This window comes from Streptomyces sp. NPDC002817 (genome assembly GCF_053592055.1).
In genome coordinates this window covers 69,386-88,853 of the sequence record NZ_JBSFUY010000036.1, presented here as the reverse complement: position 1 = coordinate 88,853, position 19,468 = coordinate 69,386, and the positions used below count along the sequence as shown (strand labels likewise).

The 19,468-nt window shown below is 70.6% G+C and carries 14 protein-coding genes and 1 pseudogene; 5 read left to right on the top strand and 10 right to left on the bottom strand.

Annotated features, from left to right (window positions below; translation table 11 throughout):
• From ACWD3I_RS41335 to tkt, 5 genes and pseudogenes are all read right to left on the bottom strand, one after another.
• A pseudogene (locus ACWD3I_RS41335) lies at positions 1–177 on the bottom strand (glucose-6-phosphate isomerase); the annotation flags it as partial.
• A complete protein-coding gene (gene opcA / locus ACWD3I_RS41330; protein ID WP_365397322.1) occupies positions 177–1,103 on the bottom strand; it encodes a glucose-6-phosphate dehydrogenase assembly protein OpcA in 927 nt (308 codons plus the stop codon). The pseudogene ACWD3I_RS41335 and the gene opcA, both read right to left, overlap by 1 nt.
• Positions 1,100–2,677, bottom strand: a complete 1,578-nt coding sequence (gene zwf, locus ACWD3I_RS41325) for a glucose-6-phosphate dehydrogenase (RefSeq protein ID WP_365397320.1) — start codon at positions 2,675–2,677, stop codon at positions 1,100–1,102. Before zwf ends, opcA begins: the two co-directional genes overlap by 4 nt.
• The gene (tal, locus tag ACWD3I_RS41320; RefSeq protein ID WP_365397317.1) at positions 2,674–3,819 is read right to left on the bottom strand and encodes a transaldolase; all 1,146 of its coding nucleotides are present in this window, start codon (positions 3,817–3,819) and stop codon (positions 2,674–2,676) included. Before tal ends, zwf begins: the two co-directional genes overlap by 4 nt.
• 19 nt (positions 3,820–3,838) lie before the next feature.
• A complete protein-coding gene (tkt, locus tag ACWD3I_RS41315) occupies positions 3,839–5,914 on the bottom strand; it encodes a transketolase (protein WP_365397314.1) in 2,076 nt (691 codons plus the stop codon).
• Positions 5,915–6,060: 146 nt separating this feature from the next.
• Here tkt and ACWD3I_RS41310 point away from each other — a divergent pair, with 146 nt between their 5' ends.
• The gene (locus ACWD3I_RS41310) at positions 6,061–6,966 is read left to right on the top strand and encodes a helix-turn-helix domain-containing protein (protein WP_365397311.1); all 906 of its coding nucleotides are present in this window, start codon (positions 6,061–6,063) and stop codon (positions 6,964–6,966) included.
• Positions 6,967–7,005: 39 nt separating this feature from the next.
• On the opposite strand, the gene ACWD3I_RS41305 is transcribed toward ACWD3I_RS41310, so the two are convergent.
• Entirely contained in the window at positions 7,006–8,391 is a 1,386-nt protein-coding gene (locus ACWD3I_RS41305; protein WP_365397308.1) for a glycoside hydrolase family 16 protein, read from the bottom strand.
• A gap of 249 nt (positions 8,392–8,640) precedes the next feature.
• On the opposite strand from ACWD3I_RS41305, the gene ACWD3I_RS41300 reads away from it, so the two are divergent.
• On the top strand, positions 8,641–9,390 hold the full coding sequence (locus ACWD3I_RS41300; protein WP_365397305.1) for a helix-turn-helix transcriptional regulator: 750 nt from the start codon (positions 8,641–8,643) through the stop codon (positions 9,388–9,390).
• A gap of 6 nt (positions 9,391–9,396) precedes the next feature.
• On the opposite strand, the gene ACWD3I_RS41295 is transcribed toward ACWD3I_RS41300, so the two are convergent.
• Positions 9,397–10,632, bottom strand: coding sequence for a L,D-transpeptidase (locus ACWD3I_RS41295; protein ID WP_365397302.1), 1,236 nt, complete (start codon positions 10,630–10,632; stop codon positions 9,397–9,399).
• 354 nt (positions 10,633–10,986) lie between these two features.
• Positions 10,987–13,098: an MMPL family transporter gene (locus ACWD3I_RS41290; protein WP_365397299.1), complete on the bottom strand. Its 2,112-nt coding sequence runs from the start codon at positions 13,096–13,098 to the stop codon at positions 10,987–10,989.
• Between the two features lie 199 nt (positions 13,099–13,297).
• Here ACWD3I_RS41290 and ACWD3I_RS41285 point away from each other — a divergent pair, with 199 nt between their 5' ends.
• Positions 13,298–13,708, top strand: a complete 411-nt coding sequence (locus tag ACWD3I_RS41285; RefSeq protein WP_365397296.1) for a VOC family protein — start codon at positions 13,298–13,300, stop codon at positions 13,706–13,708.
• Here the strand turns inward: ACWD3I_RS41285 and ACWD3I_RS41280 are convergent.
• Together ACWD3I_RS41280 and ACWD3I_RS41275 are read right to left on the bottom strand one after the other, a co-directional pair.
• Positions 13,705–14,373, bottom strand: coding sequence for a response regulator transcription factor (locus ACWD3I_RS41280; RefSeq protein ID WP_365397293.1), 669 nt, complete (start codon positions 14,371–14,373; stop codon positions 13,705–13,707). The genes ACWD3I_RS41285 and ACWD3I_RS41280 overlap by 4 nt on opposite strands.
• Positions 14,370–15,551, bottom strand: coding sequence for a sensor histidine kinase (locus ACWD3I_RS41275; RefSeq protein ID WP_365397290.1), 1,182 nt, complete (start codon positions 15,549–15,551; stop codon positions 14,370–14,372). Before ACWD3I_RS41275 ends, ACWD3I_RS41280 begins: the two co-directional genes overlap by 4 nt.
• Before the next feature lie 309 nt (positions 15,552–15,860).
• Here ACWD3I_RS41275 and ACWD3I_RS41270 point away from each other — a divergent pair, with 309 nt between their 5' ends.
• Positions 15,861–16,295, top strand: a complete 435-nt coding sequence (locus tag ACWD3I_RS41270; protein WP_365397287.1) for an effector-associated constant component EACC1 — start codon at positions 15,861–15,863, stop codon at positions 16,293–16,295.
• On the top strand, positions 16,282–19,458 hold the full coding sequence (locus ACWD3I_RS41265) for a caspase family protein (protein WP_365397284.1): 3,177 nt from the start codon (positions 16,282–16,284) through the stop codon (positions 19,456–19,458). The genes ACWD3I_RS41270 and ACWD3I_RS41265 overlap by 14 nt, the downstream gene beginning before the upstream one ends.
• Positions 19,459–19,468 lie beyond the last annotated feature (10 nt).

Genomic DNA, 19,468 nt, shown 5'->3' with positions numbered 1-19,468 from the left:
GTCCGTGATCAGGTGCTTGGAGTAGTCGATCCGCAGATCGCCGACGCGTACCACGTACCGCTCCGCGCGCCCCGGATCCGTCGCGAACAACTCCCGCAGCTGCGAGAGCCCCTCGGCGCGGTGGTCCTCCAGGGCGGTCCACTCGGGCCGCCGGGTGAGGTTCGGGGTGTCGGACATCAGCCGTTCTCCTTGGTGGCCTCGCCCCGCAGGGCGACGGCGTACATCTCGTCCGCGTCGAGGCGCCGCAGCTCCTCGGCGATGAGTTCGGAGGTGGTGCGGACCTTCAGCGCGAGGGTGCGCGAGGGCTGGCCGGGCAGCGACAGCGTGGCCAGCGGGCCCTCGGGGCGGTCGATGACGATCTCGCCGTTCGCGGTGCCCAGCCGGACGGCCGTGACGACCGGACCGTCGGTGACCACACGGTCGACGCTGACGCCGAGGCGGGCCTCCAGCCAGCGGGCCAGCAGCTCGGCGGCCGGGTTCTCCTCCTCGGCCTCCACGGCCGCCGAGGTGATCTTCGCGCGGGCCTGGTCGAGGGCGGCGGCCAGCATCGAACGCCACGGGGTGAGCCGGGTCCAGGCGAGGTCGGTGTCGCCGGGCGCGTAGGACCGGACCCGGGCCTTCAGTACGTCGAGGGGGTTGTCCACGGCGTACAGGTCGGTGATCCGGCGCTGCGCCAGGGCGCCCAGCGGGTCCTTCGCCGGGTTCTCCGGGGCCTCCACCGGCCACCACACCACGACCGGCGCGTCCGGCAGCAGCAGCGGCAGCACGACGGAGTCGGCGTGGTCGGAGACCTCGCCGTACGTCCGCAGCACGACCGTCTCACCGGTGCCCGCGTCGGCTCCGACCCTGACCTCGGCGTCCAGCTTGGACGACTGCCGGTCGCGCGGGGTGCGGGCGTGCCGCTTGATGACGACCAGGGTGCGCGAGGGGTGCTCGTGCGAGGCCTCCTCGGCCGCCTTGATCGAGTCGTAGGCGTTCTCCTCGTCCGTGACGATGACCATCGTCAGGACCATGCCCACGGCAGGGGTGCCGATGGCGCGGCGCCCCTGCACCAGCGCCTTGTTGATCTTGCTTGCCGTGGTGTCGGTCAGGTCGATCTTCATGGCCTGCGCCAGCTCCGTCCGTCTCGTGCGAGCATCTCGTCGGCTTCCTTCGGACCCCAGCTGCCCGACGCGTACTGCGCGGGCTTGCCGTGCCGTGCCCAGTACGCCTCGATCGGGTCGAGGATCTTCCAGGACTCTTCCACTTCCTGGTGACGGGGGAACAGGTTGGCGTCGCCCAGGAGGACATCCAGGATGAGTCGCTCGTACGCCTCCGGGCTGGACTCGGTGAACGACTCGCCGTAGGCGAAGTCCATCGAGACGTCCCGGATCTCCATCGAGGTGCCCGGCACCTTGGAGCCGAACCGCACCGTCATGCCCTCGTCCGGCTGGACGCGGATGACGATGGCGTTCTGCCCGAGCTCCTCGGTGGCCGTGGAGTCGAAGGGGGAGTGCGGGGCGCGCTTGAAGACGACCGCGATCTCGGTGACCCGGCGGCCCAGCCGCTTGCCGGTGCGCAGATAGAACGGGATGCCCGCCCAGCGCCGGTTGTCGACCTCCAGCTTGATGGCCGCGTACGTGTCGGTCTTCGACTGCGGGTCGATGCCCTCCTCCTGGAGGTACCCGGGCACCTTCGCACCGCCCTGCCAGCCCTCCGCGTACTGCGCCAGCACGGTGTGGTCGCCGATCTTCTCCGGCAGCCGTACCGACTTCAGCACCTTGAGCTTCTCGGTGAGCAGCGACTCGGCGTCGAAGGCGATCGGCTCCTCCATGGCGGTGAGGGCCATGAGCTGGAGGAGGTGGTTCTGGATGACGTCACGGGCGGCGCCGATGCCGTCGTAGTAGCCGGCGCGGCCGCCGATGCCGATGTCCTCGGCCATCGTGATCTGCACGTGGTCCACGTACGACCGGTTCCAGATGGGCTCGTACATCTGGTTGGCGAAGCGGAGCGCCAGGATGTTCTGGACGGTCTCCTTGCCCAGGTAGTGGTCGATCCGGAACACCTGCTCCGGGTCGAACACGTCGTGCACGAGCGCGTTGAGATCCCGTGCGCTGGCCAGGTCGCTGCCGAACGGCTTCTCGATCACCGCGCGCCGCCAGGAGCCCTCCGGGGCCTTGGCGAGGCCGTGCTTCTTCAGCTGTCGGACGACCTTCGGGAAGAACTTCGGCGGTACGGAGAGATAGAAGGCGTAGTTGCCGCTGGTGCCCCGGGAGGCGTCCAACTCGTCGACCGCGGACCGCAGTTGCTTGAAGGCGGTGTCGTCGTCGAAGTCGCCGGGGATGAACCGCATGCCCTCGGCGAGCTGATGCCAGACCTCCTCACGGAACTCCGTCCGCGCGTGCTCGCGCACCGAGTCGTGCACGACCTGCGCGAAGTCCTGGTCCTCCCAGTCCCGCCGGGCGAACCCGACGAGCGAGAAGCCCGGCGGCAGCATGCCGCGGTTGGCCAGGTCGTACACGGCCGGCATCAGCTTCTTGCGGGACAGGTCACCGGTGACACCGAAGATGACGAGCCCGGACGGACCGGCGATGCGGGGCAGCCGCCGGTCGCCGGCGTCGCGAAGGGGGTTCTCCCAGTCGAAGGCCTCCTCGGTCGCGACGGCCTCGATGATCCCGTCGGCAGGCGTCTCGCTCATTCCGCGTCCACCCCCTTGCTGTCCAGCGACGTGGTGACGGTGGCCAGCAGGTCGTTCCAGGCCACCTCGAACTTGGCGACGCCCTCGTCCTCCAGCTGCTGCACGACCTCGTCGTAGGAGATCCCGAGGGCCTCCACGGCGGCCAGGTCGGCGCGTGCCTGGGCGTAGCCGCCGGTGACGGTGTCGCCGGTGATGTCGCCGTGGTCGGCGGTGGCGTTCAGCGTCGCCTCCGGCATCGTGTTGACGGTGCCGGGCGCGACCAGGTCGTCGACGTACAGGGTGTCCTTGTACGCCGGGTCCTTCACCCCGGTCGAGGCCCACAGCGGGCGCTGCCTGTTGGCCTTGGCGCCGGCGAGGGCGGTGAAGCGCTCACCGCCGAAGACCTCCTCGTACGCCTCGTAGGCGAGCCGCGCGTTGGCGAGCGCGGCCTTCCCCTTGAGGGCGAGTGCCTCGTCAGTGCCCAGCACGGTGAGCCGCTTGTCGATCTCGGAGTCGACGCGGGAGACGAAGAAGGAGGCGACGGAGTGGATGGTGGAGAGGTCGATGCCGTTCGCGGCGGCCTTCTCCAGGCCGGCCAGGTAGGCGTCCATGACCTCGCGGTAGCGCTCCAGCGAGAAGATCAGCGTGACGTTGACGCTGATGCCGAGGCCGATGACCTCGGTGATCGCCGGGAGGCCGGCCTTCGTCGCCGGGATCTTGATCATGGCGTTGGGGCGGTCGACGAGCCAGGCGAGCTGCTTGGCCTCGGCGACGGTCGCCGGCGTGTTGTGGGCGAGGCGGGGGTCGACCTCGATGGAGACCCGGCCGTCACGACCGTTCGACGCCGTGTATACGGAATCCAGGATATCGGCGGCGGCACGCACATCGGCCGTCGTCATCATCCGTACGGCCTCCTCGACCGTGACACCCCGCAGCGCGAGGTCGGTCAGCTGCTCCTCGTACCCCTCACCGGAGCCGATGGCGGCCTGGAAGATGGACGGGTTGGTGGTGACGCCCACGACGTTCTTGTTCTCGACGAGTCCGGCGAGGTTCCCGGACTCGATCCGCCGCCGCGACAGGTCGTCCAGCCAGATGGAGACGCCCTCGTCGGACAGGCGCTTGAGTGCTCCCGCGGTCGCGGTTGCTTCGGTCACAGTGATCATCTTCTTTCTGGCGATCGGATCAACCGCGCGCGGCGGCCACGGATTCCTTGGCTGCGGCGGCGACATTCTCGGCGGTGAAGCCGAACTCGGCGAAGAGGGTCTTGGCGTCGGCGGAGGCGCCGAAGTGCTCGAGGGAGACGATGCGTCCGGCGTCGCCGACGTACCGGTACCAGGTCAGCCCGATCCCGGCCTCGACCGCGACACGCGCCTTCACGGCCGGGGGCAGCACGCTCTCGCGGTACTCGCGGGGCTGCTCCTCGAACCACTCCACGGACGGCATCGACACCACGCGTGTGCCGAGCCCCTCGGCCTCCAGCAGTTCCCGGGCGGCCACGGCGAGCTGCACCTCGGAGCCGGTGGCGATCAGCACGACGTCCACGGCCGTGGACGAGGAGTCCTTCAGCACATACCCGCCCTTCGCCGCGTCGGGGTTCACGGGGAACGTCGGCACGCCCTGACGCGTGAGCGCGAGGCCGTGCGGGGCCGGGTTCGTGGCGTGCCTCTTCAGGATCTCGGTCCAGGCCACGGCCGTCTCGTTGGCGTCCGCCGGGCGGACGATGTTCAGGCCCGGGATGGCGCGCAGCGACGCGAGGTGCTCGACCGGCTGGTGGGTGGGGCCGTCCTCGCCGAGGCCGATGGAGTCGTGCGTCCACACGTACGTGACGGGCAGCTGCATCAGCGCCGCCATCCGGACGGCGTTGCGCATGTAGTCGGAGAACACCAGGAAGGTGCCGCCGTAGATCCGCGTGTTGCCGTGCAGCGCGATGCCGTTCATCTCGGCGGCCATCGAGAACTCGCGGATGCCGAAGTGGACCGTTCGGCCGTACGGGTTCGCCTCGGGCAGCGGGTTGCCCTCGGGGAGGAAGGAGGAGGTCTTGTCGATGGTGGTGTTGTTCGAGCCGGCCAGGTCGGCGGAGCCGCCCCACAGCTCGGGCAGGACCGCGCCGAGGGACTGGAGGATCTTGCCGGAGGCGGCGCGGGTGGCGACGGCCTTGCCCTCTTCGAAGACCGGGACCGAGGACTCCCAGCCCTCGGGGAGCTGGCCGGCGACCACGCGGTCGAAGAGCTCGGCCCGCTCGGGCTGGGCGCCGCGCCACTCGGCGAGCCGCTTGTCCCAGGCCGCGTGCGCCTCGGCACCCCGGTCCAGGGCCCGGCGGCTGTGGGCGAGGACCTCGTCGCCGACCTCGAAGGCGCGCGACGGGTCGAAGCCGAGGACGCGCTTGGTGGCCGCGATCTCGTCGTCGCCGAGGGCGGAGCCGTGGGAGGCCTCGGTGTTCTGCGCGTTCGGGGCGGGCCAGGCGATGATCGTGCGCATCGCGATGATGGAGGGGCGCTCGGTCTCGCCCTGGGCCGCCTTGAGCGCCGCGTGGAGGGCGGGTACGTCGATGTCGCCGTCGGCGGCGGGCTCGATGCGCTGGGTGTGCCAGCCGTAGGCCTCGTACCGCTTCAGGACGTCCTCGGAGAAGGCGGTCGCGGTGTCTCCCTCGATGGAGATGTGGTTGTCGTCGTAGAGGAAGACGAGGTTGCCGAGCTTCTGGTGGCCCGCGAGGGAGGAGGCTTCGGCGGAGACGCCCTCCTCCAGGTCGCCGTCGGAGACGATCGCCCAGATGGTGTGGTCGAAGGGAGACTCGCCCTGCGGGGCCTCGGGGTCGAACAGGCCGCGCTCGTAGCGGGCGGCCATGGCCATGCCCACGGCGTTGGCGGCGCCCTGTCCGAGCGGCCCGGTGGTGGTCTCGACGCCGGCGGTGTGCCCGTACTCGGGGTGACCGGGCGTCTTGGAACCCTGGGTCCGGAACGCCTTCAGGTCGTCGAGCTCGACCTCGTACCCGGCGAGGTAGAGCTGGGTGTAGAGGGTGAGCGAGGTGTGGCCGGGGGACAGGACGAACCGGTCACGGCCGGTCCACTCCGGGTCCGCCGGGTCGTGACGCATCACCTTCTGAAAGATCGTGTACGCGGCCGGGGCCAGGCTCATCGCGGTGCCGGGGTGTCCGTTGCCGACCTTCTGCACGGCATCGGCCGCCAGCAGGCGGGCGGTGTCGACGGCACGCCGGTCGAGTTCGGTCCATTCGAAGCTGTCCGGTGTCTGCGTGCTCATCTTCAAGAAGTCCTCGGTTGGAGCGGGGGAGCTGCTCTGACGCGTTCAAATCTAAAAGTCTGACTTTTACGAGGGAAGGTCGAGGTGTGTCAGCCTGTGGTGAAAGTGGGACACGGACGGCTTGAACAAGGCGGCACGAGTAGGACATGGCGGACAGACCCATCCAAGGCGGGGACGGCGACGGCGGTGTGAACGGGATCAGAACGTTCCCCTTTCCCATCGAGCTCAGCGTCGGCGGCGTCGGCATGCAGGTCGGCCCGATGGGTCCGCACCGCACCTGGCACGCGGACGCGCCGCTGCACCGCGTCCACCGGATCGACTTCCATGTCGTGATGCTCTTCGACAAGGGCCCCGTCCGCCACATGATCGACTTCGCCGAGTACGAGGCGTACGCCGGCGACGTGCTCTGGATCCGCCCGGGCCAGGTCCACCGCTTCTCCAAGGCCAGCGGGTACCGCGGAACGGTCCTCGCCATGCAACCGGGCTTTCTGCCACGGGCGACGGTGGAGGCGACGGGGCTCTACCGCTACGACCTGCCGCCGTTGCTGCACCCCGACACGGCGCAACTGGCGGGGCTGGGGGCGGCGCTGGCGCAGCTGCGGCGCGAGTACAAGGACACGGCGACCCTCCCCCTGAGCCTGCACACGGCCGTGCTCCGCCACTCCCTGACGGCCTTCCTGCTCCGCCTCGCCCATCTGGCGGCGAGTTCGCAGGAGGCGGCGCGGGGGCAGTCGGACACGACGTTCACGCTGTTCCGGGACGCGGTGGAGAAGGACTTCGCGACGAACCACAGCGTCAGCGCGTACGCCGACACGCTCGGCTACTCCCGCCGCACCCTGGTCCGCGCGGTGCGTGCCGCGACCGGGGAGACGCCCAAGGGGTTCATCGACAAGCGGGTCGTCCTGGAGGCGAAACGGCTTCTCGCGCACACCGACATGCCGATCGGGCGGGTGGGTGCGGCGGTGGGGTTCCCGGACGCGGCGAACTTCTCCAAGTTCTTCCAGCTGCACGCGGGGCAGACGCCGGTGGGGTTCCGGGCGGAACTGCGATGAGGGGCCCCGGCCCGCGGAGCCCCTCACCCGAGTGATGTGTCAGTGACCGAAGTTGAACCAGTTCAGGTTCACGAAGTCCGCCGGTTGCCCGCTCGTGAAGGTCAGATACACGTCGTGCGTGCCCGTCACCGAGCTCATGTTCGCCGGTACGGTCCGCCAGGTCTGCCAACCGCCCGTGTTGGCCAGGGAGAAGCTCCCGATCGGCGCGTTGCTCCGGCTGTCCAGACGGACTTCGATCAGCCCGCTCACGCCTGAGGCCGCACCGCTGGCGACCCGGGCGACGAACTGGGTGGCCGCCGTGGAGCCGAAGGCGACGTTCTGGTAGAGCGCCCAGTCGCCGTTGGCGAGGTAGCCGATGTTCTGGCCGCCGCCGGTGTCGGTGGTGGTCTCGGTGCTCACCCCGCTCTGGCTGTTGTACGACTCGGCCTGGATGGCCGAGTAGGCGTCACGCGAGCCCGTCGGCGGCGGCGTGGTACCGCTCCCGGCGGCCGACAGCACCTGGACGTAGTCGACGGTCATCGGCACACCGGACTGGGTGCCGCTGTCCAGACCGCCGCCGAACGCGTCCGGGAAGGCGCCGCCCATCGCCACGTTGAGGATGATGAAGAAGCCGTGGTTGGTGGCGTTGGACCAGGTCGTCGCGTCCACCTGGCTCGCGTTGACGGAGTGGAACTGGGTGCCGTCCACGGAGAAGCGGATGGTCTCCGGAGTGACCGAGCGGTCCCATTCCATGGTGTAGGTGTGGAACGCCGACTGGCAGGTCGAGCCCGGACAGGCGGTGCTGTTCCCCAAGCCCGTCGTCTCGTTGCACGGGCCGCCGGGGTTGGTGCCGCAGTGCATCGTGGCCCACACGCGGTTCATGCCCTGGACGTTCTCCATGATGTCCAGCTCGCCGACGCTCGGCCAGTTCTGGTAGTTGCCCCGGTAGGGCGCGCCCAGCATCCAGAACGCCGGCCAGTAGCCCTCGGCCGCCGTGCCGGTGACGTTGGGCATCTGGATGCGGGCCTCCACGCGCAGCTTCCCGCCGGACGGGGGCTGGAAGTCGGTGCGGTTGGTCTCGATGCGGCCGGACGTCCAGCTGCCGGCCGAGTTGCGGATCGGGGTGATGCGGAGGTTGCCGTTGCCGTCGAGCGAGACGTTGGACGTGCTGTTCGTCATCGTCTCGACCTCGCCGGTGCCCCAGTTGGCGGGGCCGCCCGGGTAGCCGGTGCCGGTCGCGTACTGCCAGTTGGTGGTGTTGACGCCGGTGCCCGCGGCGCCGTTGAAGTCGTCGACGAAGACCTGCGTCCAACCCGTGGGAGGCGTGGGCGCGTTGGCGTTCGCGGGCAGGGTCGCGGCCGTGGCGAGGACGGCCGCCAGGCCGAACGTGGAGAGTACGGCGATCAGGGCGCGCCGGCGTCTGGATGTTCCGGAGGGTGCACTCATGGGGTGTGCCTCTCGGGTACGGAGGGGGATGCGCGGGTGATTCGACAGCACGCCCAGAACCGTCTGAGAGCGCTCTCAAAGTGGGCCCAATGTGCTCTCGGCCACTGCGGTCGTCAAGAGGTGTAACCGTGAAAGTCCTTCGAGGGCAGGGGAGTTCACCCCATGAAGCCGCGAATGTGCCGAGAGGTCGCCTCTCCGGCGCGCGGACGGGCGTACCGTCGGACCGGGTCCCGAAGAAGTGGGGGCGTCATGAGCCGGCACTCCGTCACCGCACGCCATCTACGGCTGATGCTCGACGTCGTGGACGAGGCACGGCACGACGATTCCGACGAGTTCCCGCCGCCGTCCCTCCTCGAAGGGCTGGGGCGACTGGTCTCCTGCGACCTGGCCGAGTTCAGCGAGGTCGACCTCCCCACCCGCCGGGGGCTGGGCTACCAGGCGGTGCAGTACGGCGGCCCCTACCCGGAGTGGGACGACGAGGTGTGGTGGCTGTGGAAGCACCAGCACCCGCACTGTGCGGACGTGGAGCGCAGCCACGGGCACCTGGAGGTCTCCCAGTTGACGGACTACATGCCGACCCGGGAGTTCCGCGACACGGCGCTCTACACCGACTACATGCGGCCCTTCGTCGCCATGATGGTCGTCGCCCTGCCGACGGCGCCGGGACGCATCCGCATGTACTCCGTCTCCCGTGACCGCGACCGGCCGTTCAGCGATCGCGACCGGCTGACCCTCCAGCTCCTGCGTCCGCACATCGACGCCGTCCACCGCGAGGCGGCCCGTCGGCGTCGCGAGCCGGTGCGGCTCACCCCGCGCGAACTCGACGTCCTGCGGGCCGTCGCCAACGGCCTGGGGACCGAGGACATCGCGGGGCAGTTCGTGGTCTCGCCGAGCACGATCCGCAAGCACCTGGAGAACATCTTCCGCAAGCTGGACGTCTCCAGCCGCACCGCGGCCGTAGCCCGTGTCTTCCCGGAACCCGAGGCGTCCCCGCTCTGACCGGCCCTACAGGGCGCTGCCCGTCTTCCAGTCCTCCCAGGACAGGTTCCAGCCGTTGAGTCCGTTGGCCGGATCGACGGTCTCCTCGCCGGAGTTCTTGACGATCACGACGTCGCCGAGCATCGAGCTCTCGTAGAACTTGTAGCCCGGGACCGAGCTGTCGTCCGCGCCCTTCGCGTCGTGCAGGCCGACACAGCCGTGGCTGGTGTTCTGGCTGCCGAACACCGAGGTGGACGCCCAGTAGTTGCCGTGGACGAAGGTGCCGGAGGTGGTCAGGCGCTGGGCGTGCGGGACGTCGGAGATGTCGTACTCGTCGCCGAGGCCGACCGTGGAGGACTCCATCCGGGTCTCCTTGAACCGCTCGCTGATCACCATGATCCCGGACCAGGTGGTGTGGTCGGCGTCGCCGCCGGAGACGGGATAGGTGGCATAGGTCGCGCCGTCCCGCTTCACCACCATCTCCTTGGCGGCCAGGTCGACCGTGCTGATCTGCGCACGGCCGATGTGGAAGGTGACGTCCTTCGACTGTGTACCGTATACACCATCCTGTCCTTCGACGTCCTTCAACCGCAGACCGAGGGTGATCCTCGTGCCCGCCGCCCAGTACGTCTGCGGCCGGAAGTCGAGCCGGGTGTCGCTGAACCAGTGGCCGACCACCTCCACGGCCGGCTCCGCCGTCACCGTGATCGCCTTCTCCACGGCGGCCCTGTCGGACACGGCGTGCGTGAAGTTGATCGACACGGGCATGCCGACGCCGGAGGTCGAGTCCGACTCGGGGGTGAAGTAGCCGACGAAGGTCTCGCCGGGCGACTTGGTGGTGAAGGTCGCGGTCTCTGCGTCGACGCCCTCGGCCTGCGCGGTGACCGTGTACTTGGTGCCCGAGTACGGGTTCTGCGTCGACGTCCACCTGGTCTTCGCGTCGTTGTACGTCCCGGCCAGCGTGGAGCCGTCGTTGCCGGTGACCTTGACGGAGGCGAGCGTGCCGTCGGTCACGGTGACCTCGACGGGGCTGCTGAACCCGGCCTTCCTGGTGCCGTCGGCGGGGCTCACCGAGACGACGGGCTTCTTCGTCGCGGCGGCCTTCGCCGACGCCGACGACTTCGCTCCCTCCGAGGCGTCCGCCGACCCGCTGCACCCGGTCAGCACCGCGGCGGGAACCACCCCCAGCACGGTGAGCACCCCGCGCCGCGACCACCTCTCGGAGGGCTGGTCGGACCGGTTCGATATGTGCGAGACGCCCACGGCAGGCCTTCCTGAGATATCCGCCTTTGCGTGTGCATCCTGCGCCGCGCAGATTTGCTGATCCTTTGAAACCCCGGGCCGCTTCCTGAGATTCCTGTGAGGACCCGCTCCGGGGCGGCCGCTACCAGAAGTCCAGGAATTCCATGACGGCGTTCAGGATCCGGTTCAGGCGCCGGTGGGACCTGCGGCAATAGCGCCGTCGGCGCCAACGGCTTCCCGGCTGTTCGACCGGCTTGCCGCACCACTTGCACGGCCGCGTCGGCCGGTTCCCCCCGTTGCCCATGGCGGCACTGTAACCGCCCCATGGGAAGGGGACCCGGCCCTCGGGCCGGGTCCCCTGTGCGCCGACCGCTGTCAGACGTTCGTCGGCACATGCGGTTCGGGTGCCTCCTCCTCGCTCAGCCCGAACCGGTCGTGCACCCGCCGCAGCGGCTTCGGCGCCCACCACGCCCGCCGCCCGAGCAGCGCCATCGTCGCCGGGACGAGCAGCATCCGGACGACGGTCGCGTCGATCAGCACCGCGAGGGTGAGGCCGAGTCCGATCTGGAGGATGGGGGAGAAGCCGCCCGTCATGAACGCCCCGAAGACCACGGCGAGCAGGAGCGCGGCGCAGGTGACGACCCGGCCCGACCGGCGCAGTCCGGTGACCACGGCCTCCTGGTCGTCACCGGTGCGGCGCCGGGCCTCGCGCATCCGGGCCAGGATGAACAGTTCGTAGTCCATGGCAAGCCCGAAGGCGATCGCGATGATCAGCGGCGGCGCCGTCAGGCTCAGCGCGCCCAGCCCCTCCGCGCCCAGCAGCCCGGCCAGATGGCCGTCCTGGAAGACCCACACCACCACACCGAGCGCGGCACCCAGGCTGAGCAGCGTCGTGGCGATCGTGCGCAGCGGGATCAGCACCGAGCCGGTGAACGCGAACAGGAGGACGAAGATCCCGGCCAGGACGGTCACGGCCGCCCAGGGGGCCCGGTCGGCGAGCATCTCGCGGAAGTCGACCAGCCTGGCCGCAGGGCCGGTGACCTGGACGGGCTCGGCGCCCCGCAGTTCCCGTACCTGCTTCACCAGCTCCGTGGCACCGTCGCCGTCCGCACTGCCCGGCGGCGGCAGTTCCACGACGGTGATGCCACCCGGCACGTCCCGGGACTCGGCACGAGGGCTGAGCGACTGTATACGGTCGACGGTCGCCCGGTCCGTACCCGGCTTCAGGACGACCGTCACCGGTGACACCCCGGTCCCGGGCGGGAAGTGGGCGCCGACGGTGTCGTACAGCTGTCGTGCCTCGGTGCTCGACGGCAGCTGCTGGGCGTCCCCGAGGTTGATCCGCAGGTCGGCGACCGGCAGGGCGAGCACCAGCAGGGCCGGGACGACCACCGCGAGGACGGCGATCCGGTTGCGGGCGGAGAAGCGGGCCAGCCGGGCGAAGACACGGCCCTCCTCGCCCTCCGGACGCACCTTCGCCGGCGGGATCTTCCCGCCGAAGCGGGTGAGCAGCGCGGGCAGCAGGGTGAGCGCGGCCAGCATGTCGACGACGACCACGGCGGCCACCGCCAGACCCATGCTGCGCAGGAACACGCTGGGGAAGACCAGCAGCCCGGTCAGGCTGACCGCCACCGTGAGTCCGGAGAACAGTACCGTCCGCCCGGCCGCGGCGACCGTGCGGTGCACGGCCTCGGTCACATCCTCGGGGGAGCCGGCGTTCCTGCGCTCCTCCCGGAAGCGGACCAGCATCAACAGGGCGTAGTCCACGGCGAGTCCGAGGCCCAGCATGGTGGTGACCTGGATCGCGTACACGGAGATGTCCGTGACCTCGCTGAACAGGAACAGCGCGAGGAACGCGCCCGCGATGCCGCTCACCGCGATGACGAGGGGCAGCGCGGCCGAGCGCAGCCCGCCGAACACCACCAGGAGCAGGGCGAGTACGACGGGAAGCGAGATCAACTCGGCGTTCTTCACGTCCTCCTGGGCCTTCTCGCCGATCTGCAGACCGAGCAACGGGCCGCCGCTGACGTGGACCTCGGGCGCGTCGATCTCCTTGATGCGGTCGGCCGCGTCGTCGACCGTCCGTTCCTCGGCGTCGTCGTCCAGGCCGCCCTCCAGGGCGACGGGGATGATGAGCGCCCGCCCGTCCTCGGCGAGCAGACCGGGCGTCTCGTACGGATCCGGCACGGCGGCGACCCCGGCTACCTTCCGGACCTCGGCGACGGCCCGCTCGACCTGGGCGCGAAGTCCCGGGTCGGAGACGGCGGTTCCCTCGACGACGGCCGTGATCGACTCACCGGCGGGGTCGACCCGGTCGAGATACTGCGCGGCCGCCTCCGACTCGGTGCCGGGGACCTCGGGCACGTTGTCCGACAGACGCCCGAAGACGCCCGTCCCGAGCCCGAAGCCGAGCAGCAGGAAGACCACCCAGAGCGCGATGACGGTGAGCGGACGGCGCGTGGCCGTCCGGGCGAGTGTGGAGAGCACGGTCCCTCCCGGCGGGGCATCGGTTGACATGCCCCCAGACTCGTGCGGGAGGGGGTGGTACCGGATCGCCGGAGGGAGCGGTTTCCGGGGCTCCGTCGCGCGGGGGAGACGACCCCCGGTCTCACTCCCGGGAGGGAGGAATGAACCGCACCGGTACCGGAGTTGATCAGATCACGATCCGCGATCCCGAGGAGCCGCCATGTCCGACGCACCCGCCGTCCGCGAACTCCGTCTCGTCGTCACGGCCGAGGACTACGACGAGGCCCTGCGCTTCTACCGTGACGTCCTCGGCCTGCCCGAACGCGCCGCGTTCTCCTCGCCCGACGGCCGGGTCACCATCCTGGAGGCCGGCCGGGCCACACTGGAGATCACCGACCCGAACCATGCCGCGTTCATCGACGAGGTCGAGGTCGGGCGCCGGGTGGCCGGACCGATCCGGGTCGCCTTCGAGGTCGACGACTCCACCGCCACCACGGCGAGACTGGCACAGGCCGGCGCCGAGGTGATCGCCGAACCGACCCGCACCCCCTGGAATTCCCTCAACTCCCGCCTGGAGGCACCGGGCGCGCTCCAGCTCACCCTCTTCACCGAGCTGGGCGACCAGGCCTAGGGCGCGCCCGGCGTCACCAGCCCGGTCTCGTACGCGCAGATCACCGCCTGCACCCGGTCCCTGAGCCCCAACTTGCCGAGCACATTGCTGACATGGGTCTTCACGGTGTGCTCGCTGACGAACAGGGACGTCGCGATCTCGGCGTTGGACAGGCCGCGGGCGAGCATCCGCAGGATCTCCACCTCGCGCGCGGTCAGCACGTCGAGGCGCTGCGGGGTGACGTCGGCCGCGGCCTCCTCCCGGCGGCGGCGCACGATGTCCGCGACGAGGCGCCGGGTCACCGCGGGCGCGAGCAGCGAGTCGCCGGCCGCGACCACCCGTACCGCGTGCACCAGGTCGTCGCGGCGCACGTCCTTGAGCAGAAAGCCGCTGGCGCCCGCGTAGAGCGCCTCGTACACGTACTCGTCCAGGTCGAACGTGGTCAGCATGACGACCTTGCACGCGGACTGCGCGCACACCCGCCGGGCCGCCTGGAGACCGTCCATCACGGGCATACGGATGTCGAGCAGCAGCACGTCGGGCGTGTGCCGCTGCACCGCGGCGACCGCCTCCGCGCCGTCGCCCGCCTCGGCGACCACCTCGATGTCCGCCTGCGCCTCCAGGATCATGCTGAAGCCGCTGCGGACCAGCTCCTGGTCGTCCGCGACGACCACCCGGATGCTCACCCCGGCGCCGCCTGCCGGTCCCCCACCGGAAGGCGTACGACGACCCTGAACCCGCCGTCCGGACCCCGCCCGGTGCGCGCGTCACCGCCGCAGGCCGCGGCCCGTTCCCGGATGCCGATCAGCCCGTGTCCACCGCCCGGGACCGCGGGGCCCCGCCCGTCGTCCGTCACCGTCAGCGTCAACGCCTCCTCCGTCCAGTCGAGTTCGACGTTCGCGGAGGAAGCGTACGCGTGCTTGACGGTGTTGGTGAGGGCCTCCTGGATCACGCGGTAGACCGCGATGTCGGTGTCCGGCGGCAGCGGCTGAGGCGCGCCCTCGGCGCTCAACTCGACGCACAGGCTCGTTGATTCGCGGACCTGCCGGACGAGTGCGGGCAGCGCCTTGATCCCCGGCTGGGGCGAAGTCCCGTTGCGCTGCTCCTCCTTGAGAACGCCGAGGATACGCCGCAGCTGCGACATGGAGTCCCGCCCGGCCGCCGCGATCGCCTCGAACGCGGCCTCCGCGCGCGCCGGATCACTGCGCACCACGACCGGCCCGGCCTCCGCCTGCACCACCATCAGGCTCACCGCGTGCGCCAGGATGTCGTGCATGTCCCGGGCGATCCGGGCCCGTTCCTCTGCCGTCGCCCGTGCGGTGTCCGCGGCCCGCTCCCGTTCCAACCGCCGTGCCCGGTCCTCCAGTTCGGCGGTGTAGGCGCGCTGGACGCGGGCCAGCATGCCGAGGGCGTACGCGCAGGCGATGCTGAGCAGCTGGAAGGCGTACTCGAACGGCTGGGGGTCCGGCTTGTGGTGCATGACGAGCGAGACGCCGACCGCCCAGCCCACCACCATGAAGCGCCGCTGCCAGGGCTTTCCCCGGGCGGCCATGGTGTACGCGATGACCATCCCGCCGTACATCACATCCGGTGGTGGCGCGTGGTAGAGCGCCTGGGCGGGGGTCGCGACCGACACCGCGCAGGCCGTCGTGAAGGGGGCGCGCTGGCGCCACACCAGGGGGAGCGCGGTGGTCGCGCCGAGCAGCCAGCCGATCCAGGTGAGCCGGTCGTCCCCCTCGTCGGGGAAGATCCACTGGAGCGAGGCGGCGAACAGCACGAGCGCGGCGAGCGCCGTGTCGACGACGTACGGATGCGTCGTACGCAGCCGTGCGGCGACCGGCGTGAACCAGGACTGGGCGGACATGAGCGGCTCCTCGGGGCAAGGGCCGTACCAGTATCGCGACGGGTGCGGGGCCCGGCCTCGCCGGTGAGAGGGATATGTGCCGCCGCTCAGTGGGCGGAGCGTCCGCGCCCCCGTGCGAGCGGCGTCGCGGGTCACCAACGCCCGTGGCCATGCGTCGTCTTGGGCACCTGGTCGGGACGATCGCCGCCGTCTCGACCGCGGCGGTTCCCGAGCGGCACGGATGTGTACGGCGCGGTCATTTCCCAGGTGAGGCGCCGGACGCCGTCCTACAATCGCCTGCGAGCCGTTGCCGAGGGCCGAGAGGGTCATATGCGCGTTGTCATCGCCGCTCCGGGGCACGAGGACGGGCAGCTGCTCGCCGACGAACTCCACGACTGGCTCGTAGGCGACACCGAACTGCATCGCACCGCCGAGATCCGGCGTCTGTCCGTTCCGTGGCCCGGAACGATGGGCCCGGCGGCTGTCATCGAGATCGTGGTGAGCCAGGGCATCGCCGCGCTCAACCTGGCGATCGCCTACGCGAGTTGGCGCTCCACCCGGTCCTCCCCACCCGGCCTCACCGTCACCCTCCCGGGCGGCGCGACGCTCACGGTGAGGGACGACAGCCCCGAGGCGCTGGAGCGCATCCTGGCCGCGCTGCGGGAGAACACGAACGGTGAGCCGGGGGCGTCAGCGGCACCGGACGACGAGGGGGAAACGGTCCGCGGAGGCGAGGCGGGCGCGCGCGGCGATGGCACAGCCTGATCCGTCCGCCTCGCGCGCGGTCATCGTCGGTGTACGCGACTACGCCCACCTGGACCCGCTCCCCGCGGTCGCCAACAACGTGGCGCGTCTCGCCGAACTGCTGCGCGACCCCGGCCTGTGGGGGCTGGCGGAGGAGCACTGCCGGGTCCTGCTGGACCCGGTGTCGGAACGCGACGTGCTCGACGCAGTGCACAAGGCGGCCTCCGAGGCGAAAGAGGCCTTCCTGCTGTACTTCGCGGGACACGGCCTGCCCGACCAGCCCGACGCGCTGCAACTGGCGCTCCCGGACACCTCCAGGGAGCACCTCTACCGGGCCCTGTCGTACGACCGCGTCCGGTCCGTGATCCTCACCGCCTGCAAGGCCACCCACAAGGTGGTCATCCTCGACACGTGCTTCAGCGGACGTGCCCTGAAGGGCTTCATGGGGCCGTCCGGCGTCGCCGACTTCGCGGAGGTCGACGGCACGTTCCTGATGACCTCCTCCGCGGAGAACCGGACCTCGATGGCGCCGGTGGGCGCCCGGTACACCCTGTTCACCGGGGAGCTCGTCCGAGTACTGGAGCAGGGGGATCCGCGGGCCGGGGACCTGCTGGACATGGACACCATCTACCGCGCGGTGGACCGTGCCCTCAGAGCCACCGGCGGCCCCGTGCCGCAGCAGCGAGCCCGGAACGCCGGTGCCCGCATCACCTTCGTGCGCAACCGGGCACATGCCGGCCCCCTGGGGCGCCCGGTCTCCGCGTCTCCCGCCATGGGTCTGCCGGACGGATACGAGGGTCTGCTCCACGAGACCGTGCCGGGGCTGGTCGAACAACTGGATGTGCTGGCAAGAAGGCCGCCGGCCGGCACCGACGTGGACACCGTGCTCTGTGCTGTCGTGGCGCGCTGGCCCGAACAACAGACCGCGGCGCTGCTGATCGAGCTCGACCACGTGGGAATGGGCCGTGAGACGACCGTCGCCTGCCACGCCGTGGCGGGCCGACTCGCGCAGGAAGCCGCCGCGTGCCTGCACGTCCTCGATCAGCTGGGTGCCGCGCAGGTCATCGACACGGTGTTCGGAGCCCTGCTCCACAGGGGCCCTGTCACCGTCGCGCAGGTGGCGGGAAGGCTGCGCGAGCAGGGGCCGTGGATGACGCGACGCCTGGTGCGCGTCGCCCTCCTGGAGAGCGGGCCCGAGCGCTCGGCCGACCTGGTGACCACGCTGCATCGACACGGCCTCGGCGACGAGGCGTTGACGATCCTGCGCGAAGTGATCGCGCTGCGTCCCTTGTCCATGTACGTCGGGGTAGCCGACGCCCTGCTGGCGGACGGCGCCCACCACGCCGCCTACGAGCTGTACGCGGCCCTTCCGGGAGCACTCGCCGCGTCGCGTCCCGCGGAGGAGACGGCCTGGCTGCTGCGCTCCATGGCGGAGAACGGGGCACGGAAACCGGCGATGGCACTGCTCGGCGCCCTTCTCGGCGTCTCCGGTGACGCGGGTCCGGTGGACTGGGCGCTCGCCCTGCGCATCGCAAGCCTCGACTGGGCCGACGAGAGTGCCCGCGACCTGCTGGGCACAGCCTCCGCGGACCACGTGCTGCGCATCATGGAGAAGATCCGGCGCACTCGCCCCACCGGTCTCCTCACGGTCGTGCGATGGGCGATCGGCGACGGCCGGAGCGCCGCCGACATCCTGGCCTTCAGCACGGCACTGCGCAGATACGGCCTGCCGCTGGACGCCTTGAGCGTGCTCACCGAGGCCGCCGACGCGGATCTCGAGAACGCCGCGTTCCTGATCCACGCGCTGCACCTCAGGCGGGGCGACGAGGCGGCGAGACTCGTGGAACGGGCTCTCGAACGCCCTGTCGTGGACCGGATCGCACTCGTTGCCGCGCTGCGCGGACACGGCGCCCGCGGGGAGGCGGCGCGGATACTCGACGACCTCCTGAGCAACCCCGCGGAGGACCTCCTCGCTCGACTCCCCCTGATCGCCGGGGAAGTCGACGTGGACACCCTCTACGCGCACATCGCCTCCTCGGCACGGTCCGAGCACCTGGTGCCGCTCCTCGTGGAGTACTGGGGGAGCGGGCGGCAGGCGGACGCGGAACGGCTCCTCGCTCTGCTCGCCGGGCATGAGCAATCCCGCCTGGAGGAGACGCTGTTGGAGTTGATGCGCGTCGGCCGGCGGCGTCCGCCCGCCGGGCGGCCCGAGCACGCGGTGACCGAACCGAGATCGTGGTTCATCGCCACCGTCCCCCGTCTCGACCTACCGGTGCTGGTACGCGTCACCACGTGCGTACTCCAGCCGGATCTGCCCGTCTTTCGCGCCGCTGTGCTCAGGAGCCACCTGGCAGGTGCCGTGGCGGAGGGCCTCGTCCTCGTGCCCGTCTCCGCGTTGCTGGTCCTGATCGTGGCGCTCAGGGACTCTCGTCCCGGCCCGCCCGGGCCGAAGGAGCAGGACCCGCTGCTCTGGGTGCTCGGAACAGCCTTGGCCAAGCACGAGGACGCCGCGCAACTGCTCTCCCAGCTGTTCGAAGACGCGCGACATGCTCCGCACATCGCCGATGAGCTGTGCGCACTCATGCGGAGCGTGGATTCGAGTCGGATCGTGGAGGTGCACCGCGTGCTGGTCCGCAGTGGACGTTCCGCCGATCCGTCCGTGCTCTCCGGGCTCCGTCACCGACCGGACCTGCTCGCCGTGCTGGAGGCCCTGCGCGCCTCGGGACTGTCACGCGGGGACGCGATGCGGATCCGGCGCGCGGCGGCGAAGCCGGACGCCTGGAGCGGCGGCGTGGCCGTCGACGGGGTCCTCGAGCAGGCCGCGGGCCTTTTCCGGGCGTCCGCCCTGACCGATGCGGCGCGCACTCTGGAGCCGCACGAACTGGGAGAGCTTCTCATCGCACTCGTTGCCCGGCAACGGGCTTATGACGCGGAGTGGGTCGTCTCCGCCGCTGTGCGACGACGTCCGCTGAACGGATGGCTGCCCGATGTTCTGGCCGTACTGTGCGGTGCCCGGATGGACGACATGGCCGCCAGGGTCGTCCAGAAGGCGGTACGGCGATCCCATGTCTCGGACGTGGCGGCCCTGGCCGACGCCCTGCGCAAGGAGGGAATGCCCGACCAGGCCCTCCTGCTGGAAGAGGCGAACAGCCGCAACAGGAACACCAGATGGCTCCACCGGTGACACCACGGCC

What these genes read in the sequence shown, in the direction of transcription:
- tkt (WP_365397314.1), bottom strand. Translation starts at nt 5,914, where the DNA reads ATGAGCACGCAGACACCGGACAGCTTCGAATGGACCGAACTCGACCGG.
- ACWD3I_RS41305 (WP_365397308.1), bottom strand. Translation starts at nt 8,391, where the DNA reads ATGAGTGCACCCTCCGGAACATCCAGACGCCGGCGCGCCCTGATCGCC.
- ACWD3I_RS41300 (WP_365397305.1), top strand. Translation starts at nt 8,641, where the DNA reads ATGAGCCGGCACTCCGTCACCGCACGCCATCTACGGCTGATGCTCGAC.
- opcA (WP_365397322.1), bottom strand. Translation starts at nt 1,103, where the DNA reads ATGAAGATCGACCTGACCGACACCACGGCAAGCAAGATCAACAAGGCG.
- ACWD3I_RS41265 (WP_365397284.1), top strand. Translation starts at nt 16,282, where the DNA reads ATGGCACAGCCTGATCCGTCCGCCTCGCGCGCGGTCATCGTCGGTGTA.
- ACWD3I_RS41270 (WP_365397287.1), top strand. Translation starts at nt 15,861, where the DNA reads ATGCGCGTTGTCATCGCCGCTCCGGGGCACGAGGACGGGCAGCTGCTC.
- tal (WP_365397317.1), bottom strand. Translation starts at nt 3,819, where the DNA reads ATGATCACTGTGACCGAAGCAACCGCGACCGCGGGAGCACTCAAGCGC.
- zwf (WP_365397320.1), bottom strand. Translation starts at nt 2,677, where the DNA reads ATGAGCGAGACGCCTGCCGACGGGATCATCGAGGCCGTCGCGACCGAG.
- ACWD3I_RS41310 (WP_365397311.1), top strand. Translation starts at nt 6,061, where the DNA reads ATGGCGGACAGACCCATCCAAGGCGGGGACGGCGACGGCGGTGTGAAC.
- ACWD3I_RS41275 (WP_365397290.1), bottom strand. Translation starts at nt 15,551, where the DNA reads ATGTCCGCCCAGTCCTGGTTCACGCCGGTCGCCGCACGGCTGCGTACG.
- ACWD3I_RS41285 (WP_365397296.1), top strand. Translation starts at nt 13,298, where the DNA reads ATGTCCGACGCACCCGCCGTCCGCGAACTCCGTCTCGTCGTCACGGCC.